This is a genomic window from Pseudoalteromonas sp. SG43-3 (assembly GCF_014164385.1).
Classification (GTDB): domain Bacteria; phylum Pseudomonadota; class Gammaproteobacteria; order Enterobacterales; family Alteromonadaceae; genus Pseudoalteromonas; species Pseudoalteromonas distincta.
Genome location: NZ_JACJFC010000014.1, coordinates 14,352 through 37,820 on the forward strand (window position 1 = coordinate 14,352; position 23,469 = coordinate 37,820).

General features: G+C 37.2%; 19 protein-coding genes. 15 read left to right on the top strand and 4 right to left on the bottom strand.

The window, feature by feature from the left end; translation table 11 throughout:
• Nucleotides 1-4 precede the first annotated feature (4 nt).
• From moaA to H5157_RS13540, 7 genes are all read left to right on the top strand, one after another.
• Nucleotides 5-976, top strand: a complete 972-nt coding sequence (gene moaA, locus H5157_RS13510) for a GTP 3',8-cyclase MoaA (protein ID WP_182724861.1) — start codon at nt 5-7, stop codon at nt 974-976.
• A 25-nt stretch (nt 977-1,001) separates the two neighbouring features.
• Nucleotides 1,002-1,676 carry a molybdenum cofactor guanylyltransferase gene (locus tag H5157_RS13515; RefSeq protein ID WP_404936462.1) on the top strand — a complete coding sequence of 225 codons (675 nt, stop codon included), beginning with the start codon at nt 1,002-1,004 and terminating at the stop codon, nt 1,674-1,676.
• Nucleotides 1,673-2,212, top strand: a complete 540-nt coding sequence (gene moaB / locus H5157_RS13520) for a molybdenum cofactor biosynthesis protein B (RefSeq protein ID WP_182724863.1) — start codon at nt 1,673-1,675, stop codon at nt 2,210-2,212. Before H5157_RS13515 ends, moaB begins: the two co-directional genes overlap by 4 nt.
• Nucleotide 2,213: 1 nt before the next feature.
• Nucleotides 2,214-2,684, top strand: coding sequence for a cyclic pyranopterin monophosphate synthase MoaC (moaC, locus tag H5157_RS13525; protein ID WP_007375236.1), 471 nt, complete (start codon nt 2,214-2,216; stop codon nt 2,682-2,684).
• Nucleotides 2,662-2,961 (top strand): MoaD/ThiS family protein, encoded by a 300-nt coding sequence (locus H5157_RS13530; protein ID WP_182724864.1) that lies wholly within the window; start codon nt 2,662-2,664, stop codon nt 2,959-2,961. Before moaC ends, H5157_RS13530 begins: the two co-directional genes overlap by 23 nt.
• Complete coding sequence (moaE, locus tag H5157_RS13535; RefSeq protein WP_182724865.1) at nt 2,961-3,419, top strand: molybdopterin synthase catalytic subunit MoaE; 459 nt, start codon at nt 2,961-2,963, stop codon at nt 3,417-3,419. The genes H5157_RS13530 and moaE overlap by 1 nt, the downstream gene beginning before the upstream one ends.
• A 127-nt stretch (nt 3,420-3,546) precedes the next feature.
• The gene (locus tag H5157_RS13540; protein ID WP_182724866.1) at nt 3,547-4,866 is read left to right on the top strand and encodes a hypothetical protein; all 1,320 of its coding nucleotides are present in this window, start codon (nt 3,547-3,549) and stop codon (nt 4,864-4,866) included.
• Between the two features lie 153 nt (nt 4,867-5,019).
• Here the strand turns inward: H5157_RS13540 and H5157_RS13545 are convergent, their stop codons facing one another.
• Together H5157_RS13545 and H5157_RS13550 are read right to left on the bottom strand one after the other, a co-directional pair.
• A complete protein-coding gene (locus tag H5157_RS13545) occupies nt 5,020-6,189 on the bottom strand; it encodes a putative zinc-binding metallopeptidase (RefSeq protein ID WP_182724867.1) in 1,170 nt (389 codons plus the stop codon).
• Between the two features lie 69 nt (nt 6,190-6,258).
• Nucleotides 6,259-7,032, bottom strand: a complete 774-nt coding sequence (locus H5157_RS13550) for an SHOCT domain-containing protein (RefSeq protein WP_182724868.1) — start codon at nt 7,030-7,032, stop codon at nt 6,259-6,261.
• A gap of 1,021 nt (nt 7,033-8,053) precedes the next feature.
• Between H5157_RS13550 and H5157_RS13555 the strand changes: the two genes are divergently transcribed.
• From H5157_RS13555 to H5157_RS13590, 8 genes are all read left to right on the top strand, one after another.
• Nucleotides 8,054-11,365 (top strand): DUF2126 domain-containing protein, encoded by a 3,312-nt coding sequence (locus H5157_RS13555; protein ID WP_182724869.1) that lies wholly within the window; start codon nt 8,054-8,056, stop codon nt 11,363-11,365.
• Between the two features lie 112 nt (nt 11,366-11,477).
• Nucleotides 11,478-13,997 carry a circularly permuted type 2 ATP-grasp protein gene (locus H5157_RS13560; protein WP_182724870.1) on the top strand — a complete coding sequence of 840 codons (2,520 nt, stop codon included), beginning with the start codon at nt 11,478-11,480 and terminating at the stop codon, nt 13,995-13,997.
• Nucleotides 13,994-14,872 (top strand): transglutaminase family protein, encoded by an 879-nt coding sequence (locus H5157_RS13565; RefSeq protein ID WP_024604869.1) that lies wholly within the window; start codon nt 13,994-13,996, stop codon nt 14,870-14,872. Before H5157_RS13560 ends, H5157_RS13565 begins: the two co-directional genes overlap by 4 nt.
• 46 nt (nt 14,873-14,918) lie before the next feature.
• Nucleotides 14,919-16,373, top strand: a complete 1,455-nt coding sequence (locus H5157_RS13570; protein ID WP_007585223.1) for a circularly permuted type 2 ATP-grasp protein — start codon at nt 14,919-14,921, stop codon at nt 16,371-16,373.
• A gap of 1 nt (nt 16,374) precedes the next feature.
• Entirely contained in the window at nt 16,375-17,307 is a 933-nt protein-coding gene (locus tag H5157_RS13575; protein ID WP_007585221.1) for an alpha-E domain-containing protein, read from the top strand.
• A gap of 123 nt (nt 17,308-17,430) precedes the next feature.
• Nucleotides 17,431-18,090, top strand: coding sequence for an MOSC domain-containing protein (locus H5157_RS13580; protein WP_182724871.1), 660 nt, complete (start codon nt 17,431-17,433; stop codon nt 18,088-18,090).
• A 129-nt stretch (nt 18,091-18,219) separates the two neighbouring features.
• Nucleotides 18,220-19,674: an ATP-binding protein gene (locus H5157_RS13585; RefSeq protein WP_182724872.1), complete on the top strand. Its 1,455-nt coding sequence runs from the start codon at nt 18,220-18,222 to the stop codon at nt 19,672-19,674.
• Nucleotides 19,671-20,120, top strand: a complete 450-nt coding sequence (locus tag H5157_RS13590) for a response regulator (protein WP_024596059.1) — start codon at nt 19,671-19,673, stop codon at nt 20,118-20,120. The genes H5157_RS13585 and H5157_RS13590 overlap by 4 nt, the downstream gene beginning before the upstream one ends.
• A 146-nt stretch (nt 20,121-20,266) precedes the next feature.
• Here H5157_RS13590 and H5157_RS13595 read toward each other — a convergent pair whose 3' ends face one another.
• Together H5157_RS13595 and H5157_RS13600 are read right to left on the bottom strand one after the other, a co-directional pair.
• Nucleotides 20,267-21,991, bottom strand: a complete 1,725-nt coding sequence (locus H5157_RS13595) for a GGDEF domain-containing response regulator (RefSeq protein ID WP_182724873.1) — start codon at nt 21,989-21,991, stop codon at nt 20,267-20,269.
• Between the two features lie 58 nt (nt 21,992-22,049).
• Nucleotides 22,050-23,243: an ATP-binding protein gene (locus H5157_RS13600; RefSeq protein ID WP_182724874.1), complete on the bottom strand. Its 1,194-nt coding sequence runs from the start codon at nt 23,241-23,243 to the stop codon at nt 22,050-22,052.
• Nucleotides 23,244-23,469: the final 226 nt, after the last annotated feature.

Here is a 23,469-nt window from a genome sequence, read left to right on the forward strand (position 1 = left end):
GCATATGCTTAATGATCAATTTGGTCGGCAGTTTAACTATTTGCGCCTCTCAATAACCGATGTATGTAATTTTAGTTGTAGTTATTGTTTACCAAACGGGTATCAGTGCGATACGCCGCGTAATTTTTTAAATAAAAACGAAATTAGCACGCTAGTAAATGCGTTTGCAGAGCTAGGTACTAAAAAAGTACGCATTACAGGTGGCGAACCGTGCTTGCGAAACGACGTAACCGATATTATAAAACTCTGTAAAAACACGCGCGGCATAGAAAAAGTAGCCATTACTACCAACGGATTTAATTTATTAAAGAAAATTGATGAATTTGCAGAAGCAGGGCTTGATGCGCTTAATGTCAGTATTGATAGTTTAAATCCAAGTATGTTTAAACTCATAACAGGGCACGACAAACTTAACCTTATTTTAAAAGGAATAGAACGCGCGGTAGAGCTGGGCATAAAAGATATAAAAATAAATGCAGTGCTTGCAAAGCAGTTTAATAAAAACCAATTAAAGGATTTTTTAGCGTGGGTAAAGCACCACAAAGTTACAGTTCGCTTTATAGAATTAATGGAAACCGGTGACGGCGCAAAATTTTTTGAAGAAAACCACTTAAGTGGGCAAACGGTTAAAGCCCAATTACTCGACCAAGGTTGGTTACAAGTCGTTAGGGGGAAATTAAATGGACCCGCTGAGGAGTTTTGTCATCCTGATTACGATGGTCGTATTGGTTTAATAATGCCGTACAGTAAAGACTTTTGTAAAAGTTGTAATCGCTTAAGGGTGTCGGCGCTGGGTAAATTACACTTATGTTTATTTGCAGAGCAAGGTATAGATTTACGCGAACTACTCAACGAGGACGATACTGCAGCGACCGTAAAGGCAATTCGAGCCGCTATGGGCAATAAAGAAATAAGCCATGAGCTGGATAAACGCTTAACAGGTGCGACAACTCACTTAGCCATGTTAGGCGGCTAATATGGAAGCTAATATAAAATCTAATATGAAAGTTAAGCGAGATTTTACAGGCGTTGTGCTTGCTGGTGGTAAGTCATCAAGAATGGGCACAGACAAAGCCGATTTAGTTTTAAAAAATAAAACGCTATTGCACAATGCGTGTGATTTATTAAAAGACGTAGGCGCTAAAAACATACTTATAAGTCGCAACGTTACAAATCCAGTCAAGTCATTGAACCATTATTCACCGAGCGATTATCCCTCAGAAAAGTACGTTAAAGATATATACCCAAATAGTGGACCCCTTGGCGGAATTTATTCCACATTAATAGCCACTGAGCACGACTTACTTATTACTGCGGTAGATATGCCTCTACTTACGAGTAGTTTGTTAAGCATAATTGTGCTGGCTTCTCAGTCAAATAACGTACAAAGTGTGAGCAATCAATTAAATCAGTCACAAATACATGCTTGGCACTTTGAAAATGAACCACTACCGCTGTATATTCGTAATACAAGCAGTGTAAAAAATCATTTAAAACACATACTCACAAACGCTAACAGTCATAAATCAATAAAACAGTTTACCCAAAGCATTGGTGTGCAAACGCTTTTATGTAATAAAGCGCACGCATTAATAAACACCAATACACCGGCGCAATTTAAAGCTGTAAATGAGCATTTTGACCAAAGCATTAATCAATTAAGAAGAACATTATGAGTCACACAACTGAGTCACAAATAGCATTAAACATTGCCGTAATGACGGTAAGCGATACACGCGATGCGATTACCGATACTTCTGGTCATTACTTAATTAAAGCGCTAACTGAAGCTGGTCATCACTTAGCTGATAAAGACATAGTTAAAGATGACGTTTACCAAATGCGTGCAGTGGCATCGCAGTGGATAGCCGATGACACCATTCATGCTATTTTAGTGACTGGCGGTACAGGTTTTACTGAGCGCGATTCAACACCAGAGGCATTTGCTCCGCTGTTTGATAAAAGCGTAGACGGTTTTGGGGAGCTATTTAGGCACATATCGTACGGCGAAATTGGTAACTCTACTATTCAATCTCGTGCACTTGCGGGACTTGCTAACAACACGGTTATTTTTTGTATGCCAGGCTCTACAGGCGCATGTAAAACAGCGTGGACAGGTATTATAAATGATCAACTTAACTCAATGCATAAACCGTGTAACTTTGTACCGCACATTACCATTGGTAAAAAGTGTGAATCGCGTGAGCAATAGTATGTTGAGCCATGTTGACGAAAACGGCCAAGCGAATATGGTTGATGTATCGCTCAAAGACGTAACCTTGCGCGATGCCTCAGCTGAAGCATTTATTAGCATGAGTAAGCTTGCCTTTGAACAAGTAATGCTTAATCAAAACAAAAAGGGCGATGTGTTAGGCGTGGCACGTATTGCGGGTATTCAAGGCGCTAAAAAGTGCGCCGATTTAATCCCGCTTTGTCATCCGCTTGCACTTAGTAAAGTCGCTGTTGATTTTGAACTTGATGAAGCAAACAGCCAAATTAAAATAACCAGCTACTGCAAACTTGCAGGTAAAACTGGGGTCGAAATGGAAGCGTTAACAGCGGTATCTGTGGCTAGCCTTACTTTGTTTGATATGTGTAAAGCAGCCGACCCACTAATGGAAATTAGCGGCATGCGCGTTACTCAAAAAGCTGGGGGCAAAAATGGCAGTTGGCAACGCGATTAATCCAAACGATGCAATATCTAGCGCCGGAAAAGTAGAGTTATTGTTTTTTGGGCAACTAAAAGAGCGGTTAAAGTGCAGCAAATTAAGTCTTGAGATTACGCAGCCGCTTACTATTTCAGAGCTTAAATTAAGATTAGTGAGCCAATACCCGCATTGGCAACCGTGGCTGAAGGAGCGTGAGCTACTTGCAGCGCTTAACCAAACTATGTCATCAAGCGACGAAATAGTGAAAGCAGGGGATGAGCTTGCCTTTTTCCCGCCGGTTACAGGTGGCTAATGAGCATACATATTCAAGTACAAACCGATGATTTTAATGTAGGTGACGAGCACAATACGCTTTGTAGTAATAATAAAAGCGATGGCGCTGTTGTCACCTTCACAGGTTTGGTAAGAGAGTTCAGCAGTGACGATAACGTTATTGCACTTGAGCTTGAGCACTACCCTGGTATGACCGAGCAACTTCTTCAATCTATTGCAGAGCAAGCACAAACTCGCTGGCAACTGGCGCGAATATGTATTATTCACCGCGTTGGTTACTTAGCACTTGGCGAGCAAATTGTATTTGTAGGCGTAACGTCCCGCCATCGCCAAGCCGCGTTCGAAGGCGCACAATTTATTATGGATTACTTAAAAAACCACGCCACGTTTTGGAAAAAAGAGCACTTTAAAGACTCATCAAATTGGGTTGAGTTTAAACAAAGTGACAAACAAGCGCTGGATAAGTGGGAAAAGTGATGCAGATATTTCATTACTTGTGCTCTACAGAGGTTATATAGCTCTCAGTTTGCGTGTGAAGTCTGCGTTTTTCGTGTTATAAATCAGCAATATTAGATTGTTATCTCGACCCAAGTCTGGAAGACATATGCGCACATCAAAAATGTTATATTTTACAATATTATTACTTGTTCTACTTTCAGCTTTTCTTGCTGTATGGGTATATGATTTAAAAGAAGGTAAAGATTTACTAAGCTTCACCATATCAACAGTAAGCTTTTGTATAGCCGTATTAGCTTTATTTATTACTGTTAGAACATATACGTCAATTGATAGTGTAAATAACATTAGTAAAATGGAAGGTAACATTTTAGATAATGAAAATTACGTAACCTCACTTCCAGAGTTAATTAATCAGTTTAAGTCCCAAGATGAAAATACACTAGAGAAAGAAATTTTTGACTCTATTGAGCATAAACTAAAAAAAGAGTCAGAAACCGCCGTTCTCTTTGCCGATACCCTGCAATATATAATTGACCTAATTGTTTTATTTCCAGCTGTTTTTAATGCATCAGAAACTAACAAAGTGCTTTATAAAAAGCGTATGGATACAATTTTGTCAGAAGTTGATAGGCGCTGTGAAATATTACACTCGGTGAGTAAAGGTAATTCAATTCAAATAACGGAAACGATAAAGCTATTTAAAGCTGTTGTGTCTTACCAAAGTTTTGTGGCTGATGATAATTTTAATATTCATGCAGACTTACTTCATGTGAGAGGTCCAATTCTTCGTAATCCAGTTACAAAAACCATTTACCATAATTACCTAGGTTTGTATTACAACAAAAAAGGCATGCATTTGCTGCGAGAGTCGCTAAATATGAACTCTGTAGATATTTTGTCTATTGATGGTTTAGAATTGGCTCAAAAAAATATTAACACTATAGAACCATCAATACTTGAAGAAGTAAGTATGTATCTTAAATCTGCCGCTGAGCAGTTTGATAAAGCACTTAAAGTATCTAGCGAAGATGTTATGTGGCCTGGTTTTATTAATTACAATAAAGCACGTACGGTATATTTTTTAGCTTTACTATCAAATAGCGAACTTAATTGGTTAGATATTCTCGACGAAGCAATAGAGTCTCGCAGCAGATTAAACCGACTAATTGACGAAATTTTAATGATAGACAGATCAAAAGCAGCCAATATTGTTAGCACACATTTAAGAGAGTTTTTTCTGTATCAAGAAGAGTTAGCGCGTACAGTAAAATTGAACATTTTACTGTCGAATAATTCAACCAGACAAAATAATGCGCCTATTTTATATAAAGGGGTTAATATCTCTGATATATCAAACGAAAAACTAACTGGCTTATTTGTATCAATACAAAAGTTTTCTACAGTTAGTACTTACCAAGAAAAAATCATAAGTCGACTCAAGAATAACCTCGCGATGACAAGCTAATAGAGATTTAGCGAGAAAGTAGGGGGATATACTATTTTTAGACTCTTATTTTTACGGCTTTGCGCATAATAAAAAAGCCACTTACCTACGCATGAAAAGTCATAGCAAGAATAAATGGCTCTATTAAAATGTTTTTGGACTGAGCTTACTTTATTACGCTTTTCCAATGCTCAAATCAGGTATTAAATTGAGCCTGTTATGGATAGCATGATGGATGAAAGATAACTTAGTTCGCACCGCTTGAGTTAGTACAAATGGGTAGGCATCGGCAAGTCCCATGCTGCGATTTAGTGAATTTAGAATGATCGAAAATTCCATCCAAGTATCTAAAATAGCATCAATCGATGTTTGTGAATTAAAGTAATATGCACTTTGTGGCAATCTAAGCTCGTCTGCTTCATCTAATTCAAACTCATTACCCGTTGTTGAGCCTGTAATTGAAAAGTTTTTGGCTGTTTCTAAAGTATCGATAATATGCATGTAATGCGCCCATGTTTCCGCCCAGTCTTCATAAGGGTGCATAGTAGCGTATTCACTAATAAAGGTTTCATGCCAGTTAGCAGGAGCGCCTTGTTTGTAATGAGTATCGAGCGCTTGTTGATAATCTAATTCGTCATCACCAAAATATTGCTTACATAAAGCATGTTTTTTTGGTGAATTTGCGATTAGTTGATCAAAATAATAATGACCAAGTTCATGGCGAAAATGACCAAGTAAAGTACGGTAACGCTCACCCATCGCTATTTTAGCTTGAGAGCGTGCTACGTCGTCTGCCTCGGCTAGATTTATAGTGATATGGCCACAGTCGTGTCCTGTAAATACAACATCTTGACCTATAATTGGGCTTACAAAGTGATCGCTCACGTTACGGTCAGTTATGAAGTCGAAGCTTAATCCGCTTTCAGGTTCTTGAATAATAGTATTTAAGGGGAGCGATAACGATTTTAGAGTATATAAAGCGCGACGCTTCGCCGTTTCCATTTTCTTCCACAATGGAATATGCCCGATAATGCTTAAATCGGGCACCGTTTCATTAAAGCGGCATGAAAAACACAGCACTTCGTCTTTATCGGCAACGGGTATAAATGTATCTAAATTAACCATACCATTACAAACGTGGTACTGAGCATTGTTATCACATTTTTTATAAAAAACTTCAGGCGCTTCTGCTTTGTAAAATAACCCCGATTGCTCATCAATTTCATAGGGTTCAACTTGGTCGAACTCATCATCAATACCCACGGTTCTGCCGCAAGCCAAACAATGGCTGCTTTCAAAAAATAAAATAAGTTGATCTGTGCAATTACATTTAAATGTTTTCATATGTTACCGAATAAAAAAGAGACCGTATAAACCACTTTTACTTAGCGCTATGCTATTGGAGGATAGTGGTTAAATCCTTTTTAAAAGTTCAGACTTTTTAATATTAAATTCATCATCACTCAACGCATTAGAGTCGCGAAGTTGTGCTAACTTTTCAATAATTTGAAGTGTTTCGTCTACCGAGTATTGCCCCACAGTATTATTAGCCGGTGCTTCAACTTGGTTTGGTGTTGACGATGCAAAATTCGGCTGCGTTACTTGCTGCGTAAAATCTTTTTGTGGTTCTGGAGGCGTTGGCGTTTGCCCTGAAATTAATGGCAGGGTATTTACATTAATTGTCCCCCACTGACTGTTAAATGTAAGAAAGGTATTATTGCCTTGCTGTTGGCTTACACCACCAATATTATGATCTAACGTGTCGTATACGCTCACTTGTCCATTTAATTCAACGGCTAAGCGATTAGGGAATATAGCGTAGCGAATATTATTTTGCGCACCACTGCTAAATGGGCTGCCTAGATTACCTGGCCACCACTGATTGCTGCCAGGCGATCCTACAGGAATAACCGGAAATATTTGGTTATTGCTCAATATATTAGCAAGTTCGTTGCACAAGTTATCAACGGTTGATTTTAAACCGTTGTTAAACATGTCGCCAACCATTGTCATTCCGCCACGCATCCATTGACCAGAACCACCAAGTTCTTGGCAATTAAACTGTGCCATTGAGCAACCGCCGTTATTAACGCTAACTAACATGTGAATTACTGCATCGTGACTGAGGTTATAACGAGATGCTATACCATTAACTAAGTTTTCACCGACATCTGTTAGCTTTTGCATAAGAAAATATCCTATTAGGTAGATTGGGTTGATTTAAAAAATCTTAAATACGCTAGGGCGTGTTGATTTTTGGGATTGAAATTTGTTCAATCTAGGGGCGATTTAATCGCGGCGCGAGGTTTGTAACCTAGTGGGCTAAGTAAAAACCGAGCAACAAAGAGTCAATCGTCCCTAGAAAGAACCCAGGGGCAGCGCATGTTTGGCATTTATGCTGCGTTATCGCCTATGTATGGGGAACAACCACACATCATAGACTCTGCCTTGCTTAAATACCAAACACACTGCTGCAAATTCAACCACCAAAGAACAACACGCCCTAGTGCTGCATTACCTTTAGCTTTGATGATAATGAAAAATTAACAGGTTAGTGAGGTGTGCTGGTTTTTCAAATTGGACGTGTTCTGTTTTGTTTGAAATTAAAACACACCACTGCAAAACTAATCTTTAAAGTAAGCATCTATGTATTAAAAGTTGCTTGTTTTATGTCATCGAGATTGTTAGTTTTACTGTAACGTAAGCGGTTAAAAATCGATCTAGTATAGCACCGTTACTTACTTTAACAGCAGCTTTATTGTGAACTATTTCTTACTATTTAATGATTATTTTTAATGATTTTTAAACTCTAAATAAATCCTTTTAATTATATCAGTTTAGCGGTATAAATAACGCAGTGAGTATTTTAAAAAATCTAAATATATTTGTTTTATTTCAATATTTTAAATTAACAGGATTTAATTGTAAGTTATTTTAAAGCACTATTTTGGTGCATTTTCTGCACCATTAAAAATCTAAAATTGATGGTTTAAATTACACTAAGTTTACTATTTATTGAATAGGTGTGTTTTTCCTATTAATTAGGTCAAAACCTTTATGCATAACGTTGCTTTGTGCAAGAGCCGCGAGTGGATGAACAGTACTACTTAAGCAAGTCTTTTGGTATAAAAATTGCACAAGTTAATTAGTCCAAATAATATTTTCAGCGTTATATTGTGGCCATACATTATTAAAGGGGAATTAATAGATGACAATTACAGTTGGGATTTCGCACCATACTCAGTATAAATACGACCGGTCAGTTAATATGGGGCCGCATATATTCCGATTACGTCCAGCGCCACATAGCCGTACAAAAATTAAAAGTTATTCTTTAAAAATAGTTCCAGAAGATCATTATATAAATTGGCAACAAGACCCTTTTGGTAATTACCAAGCGAGGGTGGTGTTTAACAAGCCAACTACCGAATTTAGTTTTACAGTTGATTTGGTCGCCGAACTAACGGTTATTAATCCTTTTGATTTCTTTTTAGAAGATTACGCCGAAAACTTCCCGTTTGTTTACGATGCTATTTCAAAGTCAGAACTCTCTCCTTATTTAAAAAAACGCAAAGCCAGTCCAAAATTTAAAGAATTAATTGAATCTTTAAACCCTAAAGAGCCGCTTAGAAGCGTTGATTTTTTAGTGGCTGTTAATCAAGCTATTTATGAATTAGTAGGTTATGGCATTCGTTTAGAACCCGGTGTGCAAACGGCAAACGAAACAATAAGTAAAAAAACAGGTTCGTGTCGTGATTCTGCTTGGTTATTAGTACAATTGTTTCGTCATTTAGGGTTGGCATCTCGATTTGTATCGGGTTACCTAGTACAGCTAACATCAGATCAAAAATCACTAGATGGCCCAAGCGGTCCAGAAGAAGATTTTACCGATTTGCATGCATGGACCGAGGTGTATATTCCGGGTGCAGGTTGGATAGGGCTTGATCCTACCTCGGGTTTATTTGCTGGTGAAGGTCATATTCCATTGGCGTGTACGCCAGAGCCAAGCTCGGCAGCGCCGGTAACCGGCGGTATAGATGACTGTAAATCTGAGTTTAGCTTTTATAATAAAGTAACGCGTGTACACGAAGACCCACGTGTTACTAAGCCGTATTCTGAGGCGCAGTGGGCGGCAATTAACCGCTTAGGTCAGCACGTTGACAATGTTTACAATGAAGAAAACATACATTTAACCATGGGCGGCGAACCTACGTTTATTTCTATTGATGATATGGAACATCCTCAGTGGAATACTGATGCCGATGGCAAAGAAAAAAGAATATTAGCTCAAAATTTATTTGTAGAAATGAATAAAGTATACACAAAAGGTGGCTTTACTCATTACGGACAAGGTAAATGGTATCCGGGTGAGCCATTACCACGTTGGCAATATGCGTGCTATTGGCGCAAAGACGGCGAGCCTTTATGGCAAGATGCCGCACTATTAGCCGATCCTAATAAAGACTATAAATTTGATCATACCGATACTAAAAAGTTTGCTGATAAACTGTGTGACTCACTTGGTCTTGAAACCAAGGCACTTACTACAGCTTATGAAGATATTTTATATCACATGTGGCAAGAAGCCTCATTACCTACCGAAATAAAGCCAGATCAACCAGAGCTTCTTCATGCAATGAGCCGAAAAGGCTTTTTAGCTAAAATGGATAAAGGCATAGAAAAGCCTGTTGGCTATGTTCTACCTTTAAAATGGAACGATAGTAAAAACTGTTGGCAGTCGTGTACGTGGGAGTTTAAACGAGGCAATTGTTTCTTATTACCTGGTGAATCCCCACTTGGTTATCGCCTACCTTTAGACAGCCTTGAGTGGAGCGGCAACATTATTGACCGCGACCCGTTTGATATTCCTGAAAACTTTGGCAAAGCTAAAAAGCTTAAAAAAGGCTTTATTGGCAAAGAAATGGTTAAAACTGCCCTTGTAATGGAAGTGAGAGAGGGGCGTTTATACATATTTATGCCACCAACAAGTCATTTTGAACATTACATGGGTTTAATAAGTAGTATAGAAAGTGTGGCTAAAGCACTTAAAATGCCGCTTGTTATTGAAGGCTATAGCCCACCTAAAGATAGCCGCGTAGAAAAATACGCTGTAACGCCAGATCCAGGTGTTATTGAAGTAAATATTCATCCTTCAACATCGTGGGATCAATTAGTCAGTCGAACCACAACGTTATACGGTTTAGCAAAAGAATGCCGATTAGGTACCGATAAGTTTATGGCAGATGGTCGCCATACTGGTACTGGTGGTGGTAACCACGTAACGCTTGGTGGCGAAACACCTGAGCAAAGCCCATTTTTACGCAGACCTGATATTTTAAGAAGTTTTATTACCTATTGGCAGCACCATCCTGGTTTGTCGTATTTATTTTCGGGGCTTTTTATTGGTCCTACAAGCCAAGCGCCGCGAGTGGATGAAGCCCGTGATGAAGTTTTATACGAGCTAGAAATTGCCTTTTCGCATATGCCCGAAGGTGAGGTGCCTGAACCTTGGTTAGTTGATAGGCTACTTCGTAATTTATTAGTGGATTTAACGGGTAATACGCACAGAGCAGAGTTTTGTATAGATAAGCTCTATTCACCCGACTCAGCCACAGGTCGTTTAGGGATTGTAGAATTTAGAGGCTTTGAAATGCCTCCGCATTCACAAATGAGCTTAGTGCAAATGCTGCTGTTGCGTACTTTACTTGCTTGGTTTTGGAAAAAACCTTACCACAAGCCATTAATACGTTGGGGTACTGAGTTACACGATAAGTTTTTATTGCCACAATATGTAGAAAACGATTTAGCTGAAGTAAGCCGCGATTTACAACAGGCAGGTTTTCAATTTCAGTTAAGTTGGTTAAATCCATTTTTTGAATTTAGGTTTCCGGTATGTGGTACGCGAGAACTTGATAACGTTACACTTGAGCTTAGAACCGCAATCGAGCCTTGGCATGTACTGGGCGAAGAGGCGAGTGCGTCGGGTACGGCGCGCTATGTAGATTCGTCATTAGAAAGAGTACAAATAAAAGTACAAGGAACAATGAGCGACCGCTATGTTGTAACGTGTAATGGTCGAAGAGTGCCGCTTAAACCGGTTAAAGGTAAAGCAAAAGATGAAATGGTCGCGGGTATACGATACCGAGCTTGGCAACCACCTACAGCGCTTCATCCAACTATTGGCGTACATGCACCATTAGTTTTTGATTTAATCGATACGTGGGAAGGACGTTCAGTTGGAGGCTTTGTATATCATGTGAGCCATGCTGGTGGGCGTAATCCTGAAACGCTACCGGTTAATGCATTTGAAGCAGAAGGGCGCAGAGTCGCAAGATTTTGGGAGCATGGGCATACACCATCTTTACTTGCATCAGCAGAACCAAGCTGGAGCCCATCGGCGGTTACGCATAGTTTTCAGTCGGCGCAAAGCGCAAGTGAATATGTGGTACCTGATGAAGAAAGTAGTAATCCTGATTATCCAAATACCTTGGATTTACGCAGGCAGCCTAACTTTAAATAATAATTGATAGTTGTGTCATTCCACTTTGAAATTATTTAAAGTGGAATGACTAAATATTTTTAAAGCATCATTATGAACACGGCTATTTACTATAAATTGGAGCGCTTTCAGCTTGTATATTAACAATAACGCGATGCCGGAATTGCCTGAGTGGTTGTCTTTATACCTTGATAAATCACATGGACATGATGAACTAGCAAACCACAGTGGTTTAAACCCAGACCATTGGGATACTTTATTTAAGCGTTTAGCTAGTCTAACAGCAGATGATGTTAGTAGCCGCGCTACAGAAATTAGCCAATTGCTACAAAATGGCAATATTAAAAATGAAAGCAATAAGCAGTGGCACTTCGACCCATTGCCATTTATGTTATCTAAAGCCGATTGGGCATTGCTCGAAGAGGGAATAAAACAAAGAACCCTTTTATTAAATAAAATTCAGCAAGATATTTACGGTGATCAAACTCTTTTAGTTGATGGTCACATTCCTGCAAAGCAGCTTTTTCAAGACCCTAATTACTTACGCGAAGGTTTTAGTTTACCTAGTAACGAATTAACACTTTTTTTTACTGCATTAGATGTTTACCGCACGCCTACAGGCGAATTTAAAGTATTAAGCGATCATTGTCAGTGCCCGTTAGGCTTAGGGCTATTAATTAAAAGCCGTATTATTGCAAGGCGTGTAATGGCTGAAGAATTTGCAGAATGTAATGTTCAGCAAATTAAAGAATTTCTAAATCTATTCCAAGAGGGTATTAATGAATATACCCACTATATGGATGACCCACGAATTGTAATTTTAACCCAAGGAATTGATGACCCTAACTACAACGAGCATGCATTTCTATCTACCTACTTTGGTTATACATTAGTACAAAGCGCTGACTTAACCGTACGTGGTGGTGACGTTTGTTTAAAATCGTTACAAGGTTTGGGTAAAATTAATGTCATTTTACGCTGGGTTTCTGATCGTTGTATTGATTCTTTAGAGCAAACTGAATATTCACTTCATGGTATTCCGGGCTTATTACAATCGGTACGACAAGGGTCTGTTAAGGTTTTGAACCCGTTTGGTAGTGGTGTGCTCTCGTCACCTTCAATAAAGTGCAACTTAGAAAAGTTATCGCAGCAAATTTTAAAACAGCCGCTGTTGTTGGGTGAGCCAAATTACTTAAATGTAAAAGAAGCGCAAGCCGTTGATTGGAATAACCTCGAACTACTATCAGCTATAGACCCTACACTCAAGTTAGATGGAGTGTTGGACGAGCAAGAAATAAAGCTACTTATTAGCAAAGAACCCGATAATTACTTTTTCCAAGAAAAGCCTTCTTTTAGCAGTGCACCATTTTGGCATGACGGGCAATTAATCTCCAAGCCAGTGGTGTTTAGGTGTTATGCATTAACCACAGAAAATGGTGTAGAAGTACTTCCTTCAGCACTGTGTTTTTCAAACGAAAAAAGTAACAACCCAAGAGTATCTGGTTGGATCAAAGATACATGGATAAATACAGCCGATAGAGTTGATTTAGGCGAGCATAATCCACCGGTACCAATTAGAAAAAGAATGGATGTAACGCTACTCGAAGGGGTTATTTCGAGCCGTACGGCTGAGCACCTTTTTTGGTTGGGTCGATACTTAGAACGCTGCGAAAACACCATACGTATTTTGCGTATTTTTATAGACAAGTACACCGAATTTTCTGTTTACCCAGATTCAATACGAAAAAGTATAGTTGCACGGCTTTCTAATGCCATTAGGTCGCAATATATTGTTTATCCCTATATAGAACCTGATTTAAAACTAGATGGCATTGATGTAAATCTGTCTAAAGAAACCGCCTTTCAACTCCTTGCAGACGAGCAATGCGCTGGCAGTATTATTAATACATTAAAGTACATTGCAAATGCGTCGGTGCAAATTCAAGAATTACTATCTCATGATAGCCGCCGAATAATTGATGATATTAATGAGCAAATTAAAGTATTTAAAAATGTAAATATTAATATTCCAACGCGTGCAATGCAAAGCAGCCTAGATAGAGTTATAGGCTCAATTATGGCTTTTAATGGCTCGATTACAGATTGTATGCCAAATAGTAACGGCTGGTTTTTACTCGAAATGGGCAGAAGAGTAGAGCGGAGCTTACAAATAACATCACTAAGTGCGGCTTTATTAACCAAAGAGTTAGACGAGCCCGAAGAGCTTGGCTTACTTGAAGCAGTGCTAAGTTGCCAAGTTAGTTTAGTTACGCATAAGCGCCGATACAGAATGTATCAAACCATTGGTACAGGGCTTGAGTTATTACTTTTAGATGCTGAATACCCACGTTCTTTATTATTTCAGTTAGAGGAAATTAATAAGTTATGTAAGCATTTACCCACAAAACGCAGGCAAGGCGTAATTGCGGCACACGAAAAAGCAATTTTACTATCTAAAACAAGTTGTTATGTAACTGAGAAAGATTACCTACAAAAAAGTGAAAATGGACAACGCAACCAGTTAATCGAATTTAACCATAATACGCGTATGAACTTAGATACATTTTGTGATGTATTATTACTACAGTATTTTTCTCATACCCAAACGGCAAATAAATTGAACTGGACTAATATTGAGCAAGCTCAATCGTGAAATATAAAATAAAGCACTCGACTACATACAACTATTCAGACTTTGTTAGTTTGTGTCAAAACCAAGCGCGATTAACGCCAAAAACGAATCGCGGGCAAATATGCCACAGTAGTCGTATAGAAATTGAACCTACTCCGACTTACTTACAAACATTTACTGATTATTTTAATAATCAGGTAACAGCATTTGAAATAGCAATACAGCATAAAAAACTTAAAGTCACGATGATCAGCGAGGTAGAACTGTTAGTCGGCGCTAATAGCAATTTAGAGAGTGTTGATATTGCTTGGCGAAAAGTACGTGATTTATTGGTCAAACCAAATACGGCAGAATTATTAAAAACGTCTGAATTTGTACTACCTTCACAACTTATTTCAATAGATAAAGGAATTAAAGAATACGCATTAATTTCGTTTGATGCACACAAAAATATAATTTCTGCGTGCACAGATTTAATGGCACGGATTTTTCATGAATTTCATTATGATCCTGGTTTTACAACAATTAGTACGCCTTTGAGCACTGTTTTTGCACAAAAAAGGGGCGTTTGCCAAGACTTTGCACACTTTGCGCTTGCATGCTTACGTAGCGTAGGGTTAGCAGGTCGATACGTAAGTGGGTACATAGAAACCATGCCGCCAGAAGGCGAAGAAAAGCTAGAAGGTGCAGATGCAACTCATGCATGGTTTGCGGTATTTGTGCCAAACTTTGGCTGGGTTGATTTTGATCCAACAAATAATGTTTTACCACGCGATCAGCATATTACTCTAGCCGTAGGGCGAGACTTTTCTGACGTAACTCCTTTAAAAGGAGTGGTATTTGGTGGCGGTAGTCAATTGCTTGATGTAGCGGTTGATATGATTCGAATGGAATAGCAGTTTAACTACGTCATATATGATGATGGATAAGGTGAAAGAGTGTATGAAAATTGATTGGAAAGCGTACCAAACAAAAGGTTTCTTTGATGAATTAATTGATGCACAAGGAAACGTTAGATCGCATGGAACACAATTAGCACAATTTTTTGCTAATTTATCAGCAGAAGAATTAGTAAAAGCCAGAGCGGTTGCTGATTTAGCAATTAAAGAAATGGGTATTACTTTCACGGTTTACAACGAAGGTAATATGATTGATAGAGCCTGGCCGTTTGATATTATACCGCGTACCATTGGCAAAAAAGAATGGCAAAGCGTAGAGGTTGGTTTAAAGCAACGTGTTGAAGCGCTTAACCTTTTTATAGATGATTTATACCACGACCAAAAAATAATAAAAGATGGTGTTTTTCCAAAAGGGTTACTAGAAAAATCAGTTAACTTTCGCCAGCAATGTGTGGGAATAAATCCGCCAAATAAAATATGGGCGCATATCTGTGGCTCAGATTTAGTACGCGATGGTAGCGGTACAATGTATGTGCTTGAGGATAACCTGCGTGTTCCTTCAGGTGTATCTTATATGCTTGAAAATCGCTCTGTAATGAAGCGTGTATTCCCTGAATTATTTGAGCAAGTATCGATTTTACCTGTTGATGATTACCCTTCACAATTATTTGATATGCTAGCGGCAATGTCGCCTCGTCCACAAGATAAACCAGAAGTCGTGGTACTTACTCCTGGGGTGTTTAACTCCGCTTATTTTGAGCATTGTTACCTTGCCCAAGAAATGGGTTGCGAACTGGTAGAAGGGCGCGATTTAGTTGTTGAAAAAGATGACTGTGTATACATGAGAACAATCACAGGGCTACAACGAGTTGATGTTATTTATCGTCGTATAGATGATTTATTTTTAGACCCAGAAGCCTTTTTACCAGAATCCCAACTTGGCGTTCCTGGATTAATGCGTGCTTGGTCTAAAGGTAATGTGGCTTTAGTTAATGCACCAGGCGCAGGTGTTGCTGATGACAAAGTAGTTTACGCCTATGTACCTGAGATGATTAAGTACTACCTAGGCGAGGAGGCTAAACTTGCTAATGTCCCAACGTTCAAATGTTTAGATCCGAAAGAATGCGACCATGTGATTAAAAATATCGATAAGCTTGTTGTTAAACCAGCAAATGAATCTGGCGGATATGGATTATTAATTGGTCCTAAATCGACTAAAAAAGAACAAGAAGCGTGTATTGCTCAAATTAAAGCGGACCCACGAAATTGGGTAGCTCAACCAACATTAGATTTATCAACAGTACCAACATTTGATGGTAATAAACCAGATGGTCGACATACCGATTTAAGACCGTTTATTTTATCATCAGGTAAAGATACGCAAGTTACCACTGGTGGATTAACGCGTGTTGCTATGGTTAAAGGCTCTTTGGTGGTTAATTCATCACAAGGTGGTGGCAGTAAAGATACTTGGATTGTTGACGAAGAGGCTAAATAATATGTTATCAAGAGTAGGCGAAACTTTATATTGGGTATCTCGATACATTGAGCGCGCGGAGAATGTGGCTCGTTTAATCAACGTTAACAATTTACTGATGATGGACTTACCCAAAGGCGTATGTACCGGCTGGGAGCCATTAATTGATATTATTGGTGTGCGTAAAGCGTATTCAGAAAACCATACTGATTTTACTGAACAAAAAGCATTAAGGTATTTACTTGTTGGTAGCGATAATAGCTCGTCAATTTTAAACTCAATTACTTCGGCACGAGAAAGCGCGCGTACAATTCGCGATGTAATACCGCGAGATGTATGGGAAGAAATTAACTCTCTTTATTATTATGTAAAAGATAATCAAAAAGAAGGGATAACAAAGCGCGGACGTTTTGATTATTTAAAAAAGATTATAGATTCAGCCCATCAAATATTTGGGGCGTTAGATGCCACAATTAATCATGATCAGGGCTATGTTTTTATCCGCTTTGGTTCGATTATAGAGCGCGCAGATATGACATCGCGAATTTTAGATATTCGCTCTGCTACGTTAATTACTAATGAAGAAGAAGTGAAGCCGTTTGATAATATTCAGTGGATCAGTTTATTGCGTTCGTTAAGTGCTTATCAAATGTATCGCCAAGAAATGGGCGTTAGAGTACAGCGTGCTGATGTAATAGAATTTGTGATGCACAGCAAAGTATTCCCACGATCTATTTTATTTTGTATGAATGAATTAAAAGCATTGGTTTTACCTTTGCCAAACTCAACAGAAATTATTAAATCAATTGATGATGCAATTGTTGAGTTAGAAAATAAAGACGTACGAGTACTTAAAAATGGTCTGTTGCATGACTTTATCGATGAAATACAAATAGACTTAGCTGGAATACATAACGGACTGGCCGAAACGTATTTTTTAAAACAAGCAGAATAATAAAAACTGTATATTGTTAAATGACTGCTTAGTCTTAAGCGGTCACTTTTTTGCTTAAATTTATTTATAATAATTTTAAAACCTGCATAATTAATCTTTACTTCCTCATCCGTTGGTATCGCAATGAAAATCATCTCGACTAATATCTCTAAAATTAAAACTCTTATTCATAATGGTAAAGAGGTGAAAACGGGAATATTCAAAACGCCAACTAACGAACCTGTTGTTATTGAAAAGCTAAATATTATAGGGGATGAGCAAGCTGATTTAGTTAATCACGGCGGGGTTGATAAAGCGGTTTACGCGTTTTCGCACAATCATTATGATTATTGGAAACAAACCCTCGAGAATGATGATTTGGCAGTAGGTGCCTTTGGCGAAAACTTAACGATTTCTGACCTTGATGAAGCGAATATACACATAGGTGACCATATTCGAATTGGTACTGCATTACTTGAAGTAAGCCAGCCTCGTGTGCCTTGTTTTAAACTCGCTATCGCCCTTAATAATAAAAACAGCCTTAAACTGTTTACGCAGCATTACTGCACTGGCGTGTATTTTAGGGTACTAGAGCAAGGCGTTGCAAAAACGGGTGATAGTGTTGTTATCGAGAAGAAAGCCTCGCACGACATATCAGTAAAAAAACTGTTCCAGGCTTTTTTTGATAAAAAATATCCAGATTATGAAAGTGTATTATTAGCAGCACTCGAATTGCCGGAGCTTGCTCTTGAGTGGCAAACTAAAATTAAAAAGAAGCTTTGTATTAAAAATGAACTAAGTTAAGCGTAAATTGTTATTTATTGAGGAGCTAGTAAAAAAGATAAAACCTGCTATACCTAATGTGATAAATACTATAATTATTATAGTGTTATTAAAAAACTGTTGGGTTAGTAGCTAAAATAGGTGTCGTATATGAATATCTCCAGAAAACTGATGCTTATTGTGATTTTAACAGCTGCAGAGGTAAGTATTACTGTTTACTCAGCTTTTGAAATAGCTAAAGGGGCCAAGTTTCACCAACTTAATTTTCTTCACTTAAAATATACTCATCAACTTACTAAGTCAGTTAAAAAAATAGAAAATGATCTCCCCATAGATATAAATACCATTGAGTCAGATATATTGTTAATTAGGCAGCAACCAATTGACTGTATTGAAGAAATAAATCCATTAAATTATGCTGTTATGAAATTTATTAACACAGAGCAAACTTTAACAATTTGTGAAAAAGATATAGAAATTGCGGATAAAACACTACTGTCAGTTACTCAGTATGAAAAAGGTGAGCTCAGTAGAGCTGATTTTTTACTAAACCTTAATGTTGCACTTGTCAGCTTTAACAAACACTCTGAGATGTTTGAAGAACCAATCAGAAAAACAGTATCGTTTATACTAATGACGTTAATTCCACTTGTTATCGTCATATCTTTTTTTAATATTATTTTTATAAGTTACCTTTCTCGTACTATATCCAGCTCTATTCGAAATCTTACCCTGCTCTTATCAAGTAAACCCGAAAGCAATATTAACCTAGATGATGAGCTTGATATAAAAACGTCGGGTGAATTAAAAGCACTCGTTATCGCGGCCAGGCAGCGGATTAAAAATGATCTTTTAAATATTGAAAACAGTATTGAACTCAAAGAGATTATAAATAGCCAAACAGCCTCCCTGCAGCAAGCAAATGACGAACTTGCACAGTTTGCTTATCGAGCTTCTCATGACCTGAAATCACCGTTGTCAGGGGCTAAATCCCTAGCGCATTTTGTTATTGAAGATATAAAAGCAGGAGATACTGAAGAGGCAAGTCGAAATGCATTGGTTATCTATCAACAAATGGAAAAGTTAGAGGCACTTGTTGTTGATATTTTACTATTAGCTAAAGCTGAAATTGGTAGTGAAGATAGAGATGTAATTGATTTTAATCAGTTGATTATTGATATGAAAGAGCGACTCACTTGGCTTATGAAAGATAATCCTTGTAAGCTCGAGACAACAATTAATCTATCAGTACCTATAAAGTCAGAAAAAGCGCGTTTTTCTCAAATTATTGAAAACTTAATTTCAAACGGGTTGAAGTATTACGACAGAAATAAAGACTCCCCTTATGTCCGCTGTGATATTTTCAATCAGCAAGAGACGTTTTTTATTACTGTTACAGATAACGGAATGGGAATACCACAAAAGCATCAAGGTGAAGTGTTTGATATGTTTAAGCGATTTCATGCACAGACGAGTACGGGCTCTGGTTTAGGGATGGCGTTGGTTAAAAAACATATTGAGTACTTAAACGGTGAAATATCACTGCAAAGCTCTGATAAAGGCACAACATTTAAAATAGTAATACCATTGGATAAGCTAATATGACAAAAATTAAACCCCCTATATTAATTGTCGATGACAACGAAGTTGACCGGTATATTCTTAAAAGGCTAATAAAAGAAGCCAAGTTAGATCTTACAATTTTTGAAAAAAAAGATGGTCAAGAAGCATTAGAATTTTTAGAAAATTATGAATCTAATAGAATAAAGTACCCTGATGGATTTCCTCCAATTCTTATATTTTTAGACATTAATATGCCAAAAGTTAATGGCATTCAATTTTTAGAGAAGTTCTCTAAACTCAGAAAAATGATAGAGATAAGCTCGTGTGTAGTTATGATGTTTAGCTCATCTGAAAGAGAAGAAGAAAAAAAGATTATAATGTCACACGACTTTGTAAAAGGTTACCTTGTAAAAGGAAGTTTTCAGGCAGCAGAGTTAAAAGAAAAAGTCATGGCTGTTATTGGTCAGCATTTAGATAAATACAGCTGATGTGCATGTATTTTAAGTTTTAACCTATTAGGCTGTGCCAATTGAAGAGCCTTTAGTTTGAGTATGTGGCTCAAACCAAAGGTTTTTAGCTTAAAGTTATATAGGTGTCTGATTTAAGCTTCAATTTTACAGAGGCTCAAAATAACCTATTTATTTAAGGATGATTTTTTACAATAGCCATCGAGTATCAAGTTAATCTCGTTTGCAGGCATAGGTTTTGAAAATAGAAAACCTTGCAAGTAGTCTATGTTTAGTTTTTTACATAGCTGATGTTGGGCTTTCGTTTCGATTCCTTCAGCTACCACAAAAAAATCTAATTTTTTTAGCATTAAAGATAAACTCTCGATTATTTTTAATCGCTTATTATTTTCTCCATCCAACGACTGCATGCTTTTGTCTAATTTTACTATATCAATAGGGTAAGATATTAGATGAGATATGGATGAGTACCCCATACCAAAATCGTCCAAAGCAATCCTAAATCCCTTGTTAGACAAAGAAGTTAATATCTCAATCACTTCTTTACTATTTTCCATAAAAGCTGTTTCTGTTATTTCAAGAATAATACTGTTGGTTTTTAAGTTGTATGTTTTGACTGTCTCTAATAAATAGCTCTCTAAAATCTCTTTTTGTAGCTGAATAGGTGAAATATTGATAGATAGTGTTAAGGGAGTTTCATAGCTTTGCTGCCATAAAGATAACTGCTCTAAAGCGCTCGCAATTATCCATTTTCCAAGAGGGGCTATTAATCGGCACTCTTCAGCAATAGGAATAAATTCATCAGGAGTATAATGAATGGTTGTACCTGGCCAACGGATAAGGGCTTCGACACCTGTCATTATTTGTGTTTTTGAGCAATAAACAGGTTGATAAAATAGCCTAAAGTTTTTTTCCTCTATATGCTCTTTTATACTATTTTGAATATCTACTCGGCGACTAAATTCGTACTGATATTGCTCTTTGTAAAAGCTAATTCTACTTTTACCACTTTGCTTTGAGCGATACATTGCAATATCAGCACATTTTAGCAGTTCATGAGATTCAGTAGCATCATTTGGGTATATGGCACTTCCAATGCTAACACTGCAATTTAAAGTTCTGCCTTCATGCAAAAAGGGTTTAGACACTTCAGCTAGTATTCTATTTGCTATCATACCTATTTGATTAATATTGCAAATTCCACCTATTATAACTGCAAATTCATCGCCTCCTAAGCGTGCAAATCCTTCATTTTGTCTCAGGCAACTATGAATTCTTTCTACTGTTTGTATTAAAATTTCGTCGCCGACACTATGGCCAAGCGTATCATTAATATTTTTAAAGTTATCTAAATCTAAAGCAAGTAACGCCACGCAGTTTTTAGCACGTTTATTGTTAGCTATCATTACTTTTAGTATTTCTTCAAAATGATATCGATTAGACAAACCAGTAAGCTGATCCCGTTCTGCCATATGCTTTACAGCAAGATAACTGTTGTGCATACGTTGTTCTGCCTCGAAGCGTTTTTTGGCATATATAAGTGCTTTATTTAAACTATCCCTCGTTATATCACCTTTTGGTAAAAAGTCTTGAGCGCCTGCTTCTATACACTCAATAGCCAAAGCTGAGTTCTCTGAGGAGCTAATCATGATAATTGCGGTGTTACCGAGTTTAGGCTTTGCACGCATTTCAATTAGCATTTCAATGCCATCTTCTTTAGGCATATTATAATCGAGTAGTATTATATCAAAGTGCGTGTCTTCAATGGCTTTCAAGCCCTCGGGTACGCACGTTACTTCGGTAATGTCATGATGATGAGAGCCATCAGAAATAAGCATTTTTTTAATTAATTTGCGATCAACTAAGTCATCATCAACAATTAAAATATTCATAAGTTCCTTCTAAGAGCAGCATCTACATGATGCTCGTTTATAATTGATAATTTCATAGTTAAACTTTGGGCCAAAAAATAGTGAATGTACTGCCGAGTTCCCCATCGGAGGCTACTTCAATTTTGCCCCCATAATTAATAATGAGCTTATTGGCAATACAGAGTCCGATGCCGCTCCCTTCAACATCATCTCGAGATTGCAATGTCTGAAATAACTTAAATATGAGTGAAAAATATTTAGGGTTAATTCCTGGACCATTATCTTTTATTTCAATAATGTAATATTGATTAGAGGGGATAAGTGAAATGTCGATAACCGGGTGCTCTTTATTGTTATGTTTTATTGCATTACTAATAAGATTTTGAAAAACAGTTTTAAAAGGGATCAGTGGTATATCGAGTACTTCGTTATTGGCGTGTATATCAACAGTGACAGCTTGTGGAACTTCTAAAATTTTTTCTATATCTTGGTAAAGACTTTCTAAAGATATGTTTGCACGAGTTGAATCACAGCTATTTATTCTCGAGTAGCTTAGTAAATCTTCTAGCAGTACTTGCATTCTATTAGCTCTGCTGAACACAAGCTGAAAATTTTCTAGGTGCTCTTGAGGGAGTAAATCTTTGCAATCATCATAAACCCATTCTAATAAACGTTTTATAGCATTTAATGGTGACTTGAGATCGTGTGAAGCAATACTGGTAAATTCATCAAGTTCATCGCTCATTTTTTGTAATTTTTTAATTAAGCGATCTTTTTCAGTTTCGTCTTTTTTGTTTTGCTCGCAAATTGTTGAATTATACTTAGCACTGTTTATTTTATCTAATAAGTTTTTACGTTGGACTAACTGATTTACAAAGTTTTTTTGTAAACTATTTAAAATTGATTTTTCTTTTTCTGTAAGTAGTGAATCACTTGCTCGCTCGAATATCAACCATCCAAACTTAAGGTTTGAGGGCAATATAATAGGCGATATAACTCTAAATATTTTAAGGTCATGCTCAATAATCGATTCATTAAAAATATCATCAGCTAGTTGCTCTTTAGCTACTGCTATTTCTGAACCTGATTTATATAGCTCGACAGCACGTTGAGGCAGATTAGCAACAATAGAAAATGAGCTCGCATCAAAAATGTTTAAAATTAGCTCAGCAATGTTTTCTATGTTTGTTTGAATGTCATTATCAAGAGAAGTTGTTAATTGTTGCTCATCTATTAATGATACACCTTCTATATAACTCTCTACATTGGGCATTCAAACTCCTACAACAGTATTAAATATACCTCATTAAAATGAGGTGTAACAAATGATTAACTTATTGTAGTTGATTATTTTAAATGCGTTGAATAATTTGCATTATAAATAGACTTCAAATTAGGGTTTTACCTTATTATAGTCAGCAGGTTATGAATCAATTTTAAAATAAGGCAAAACTCAATCTGGGTGTGAAATTTGTAACTTAATAAATAACTATTATTTA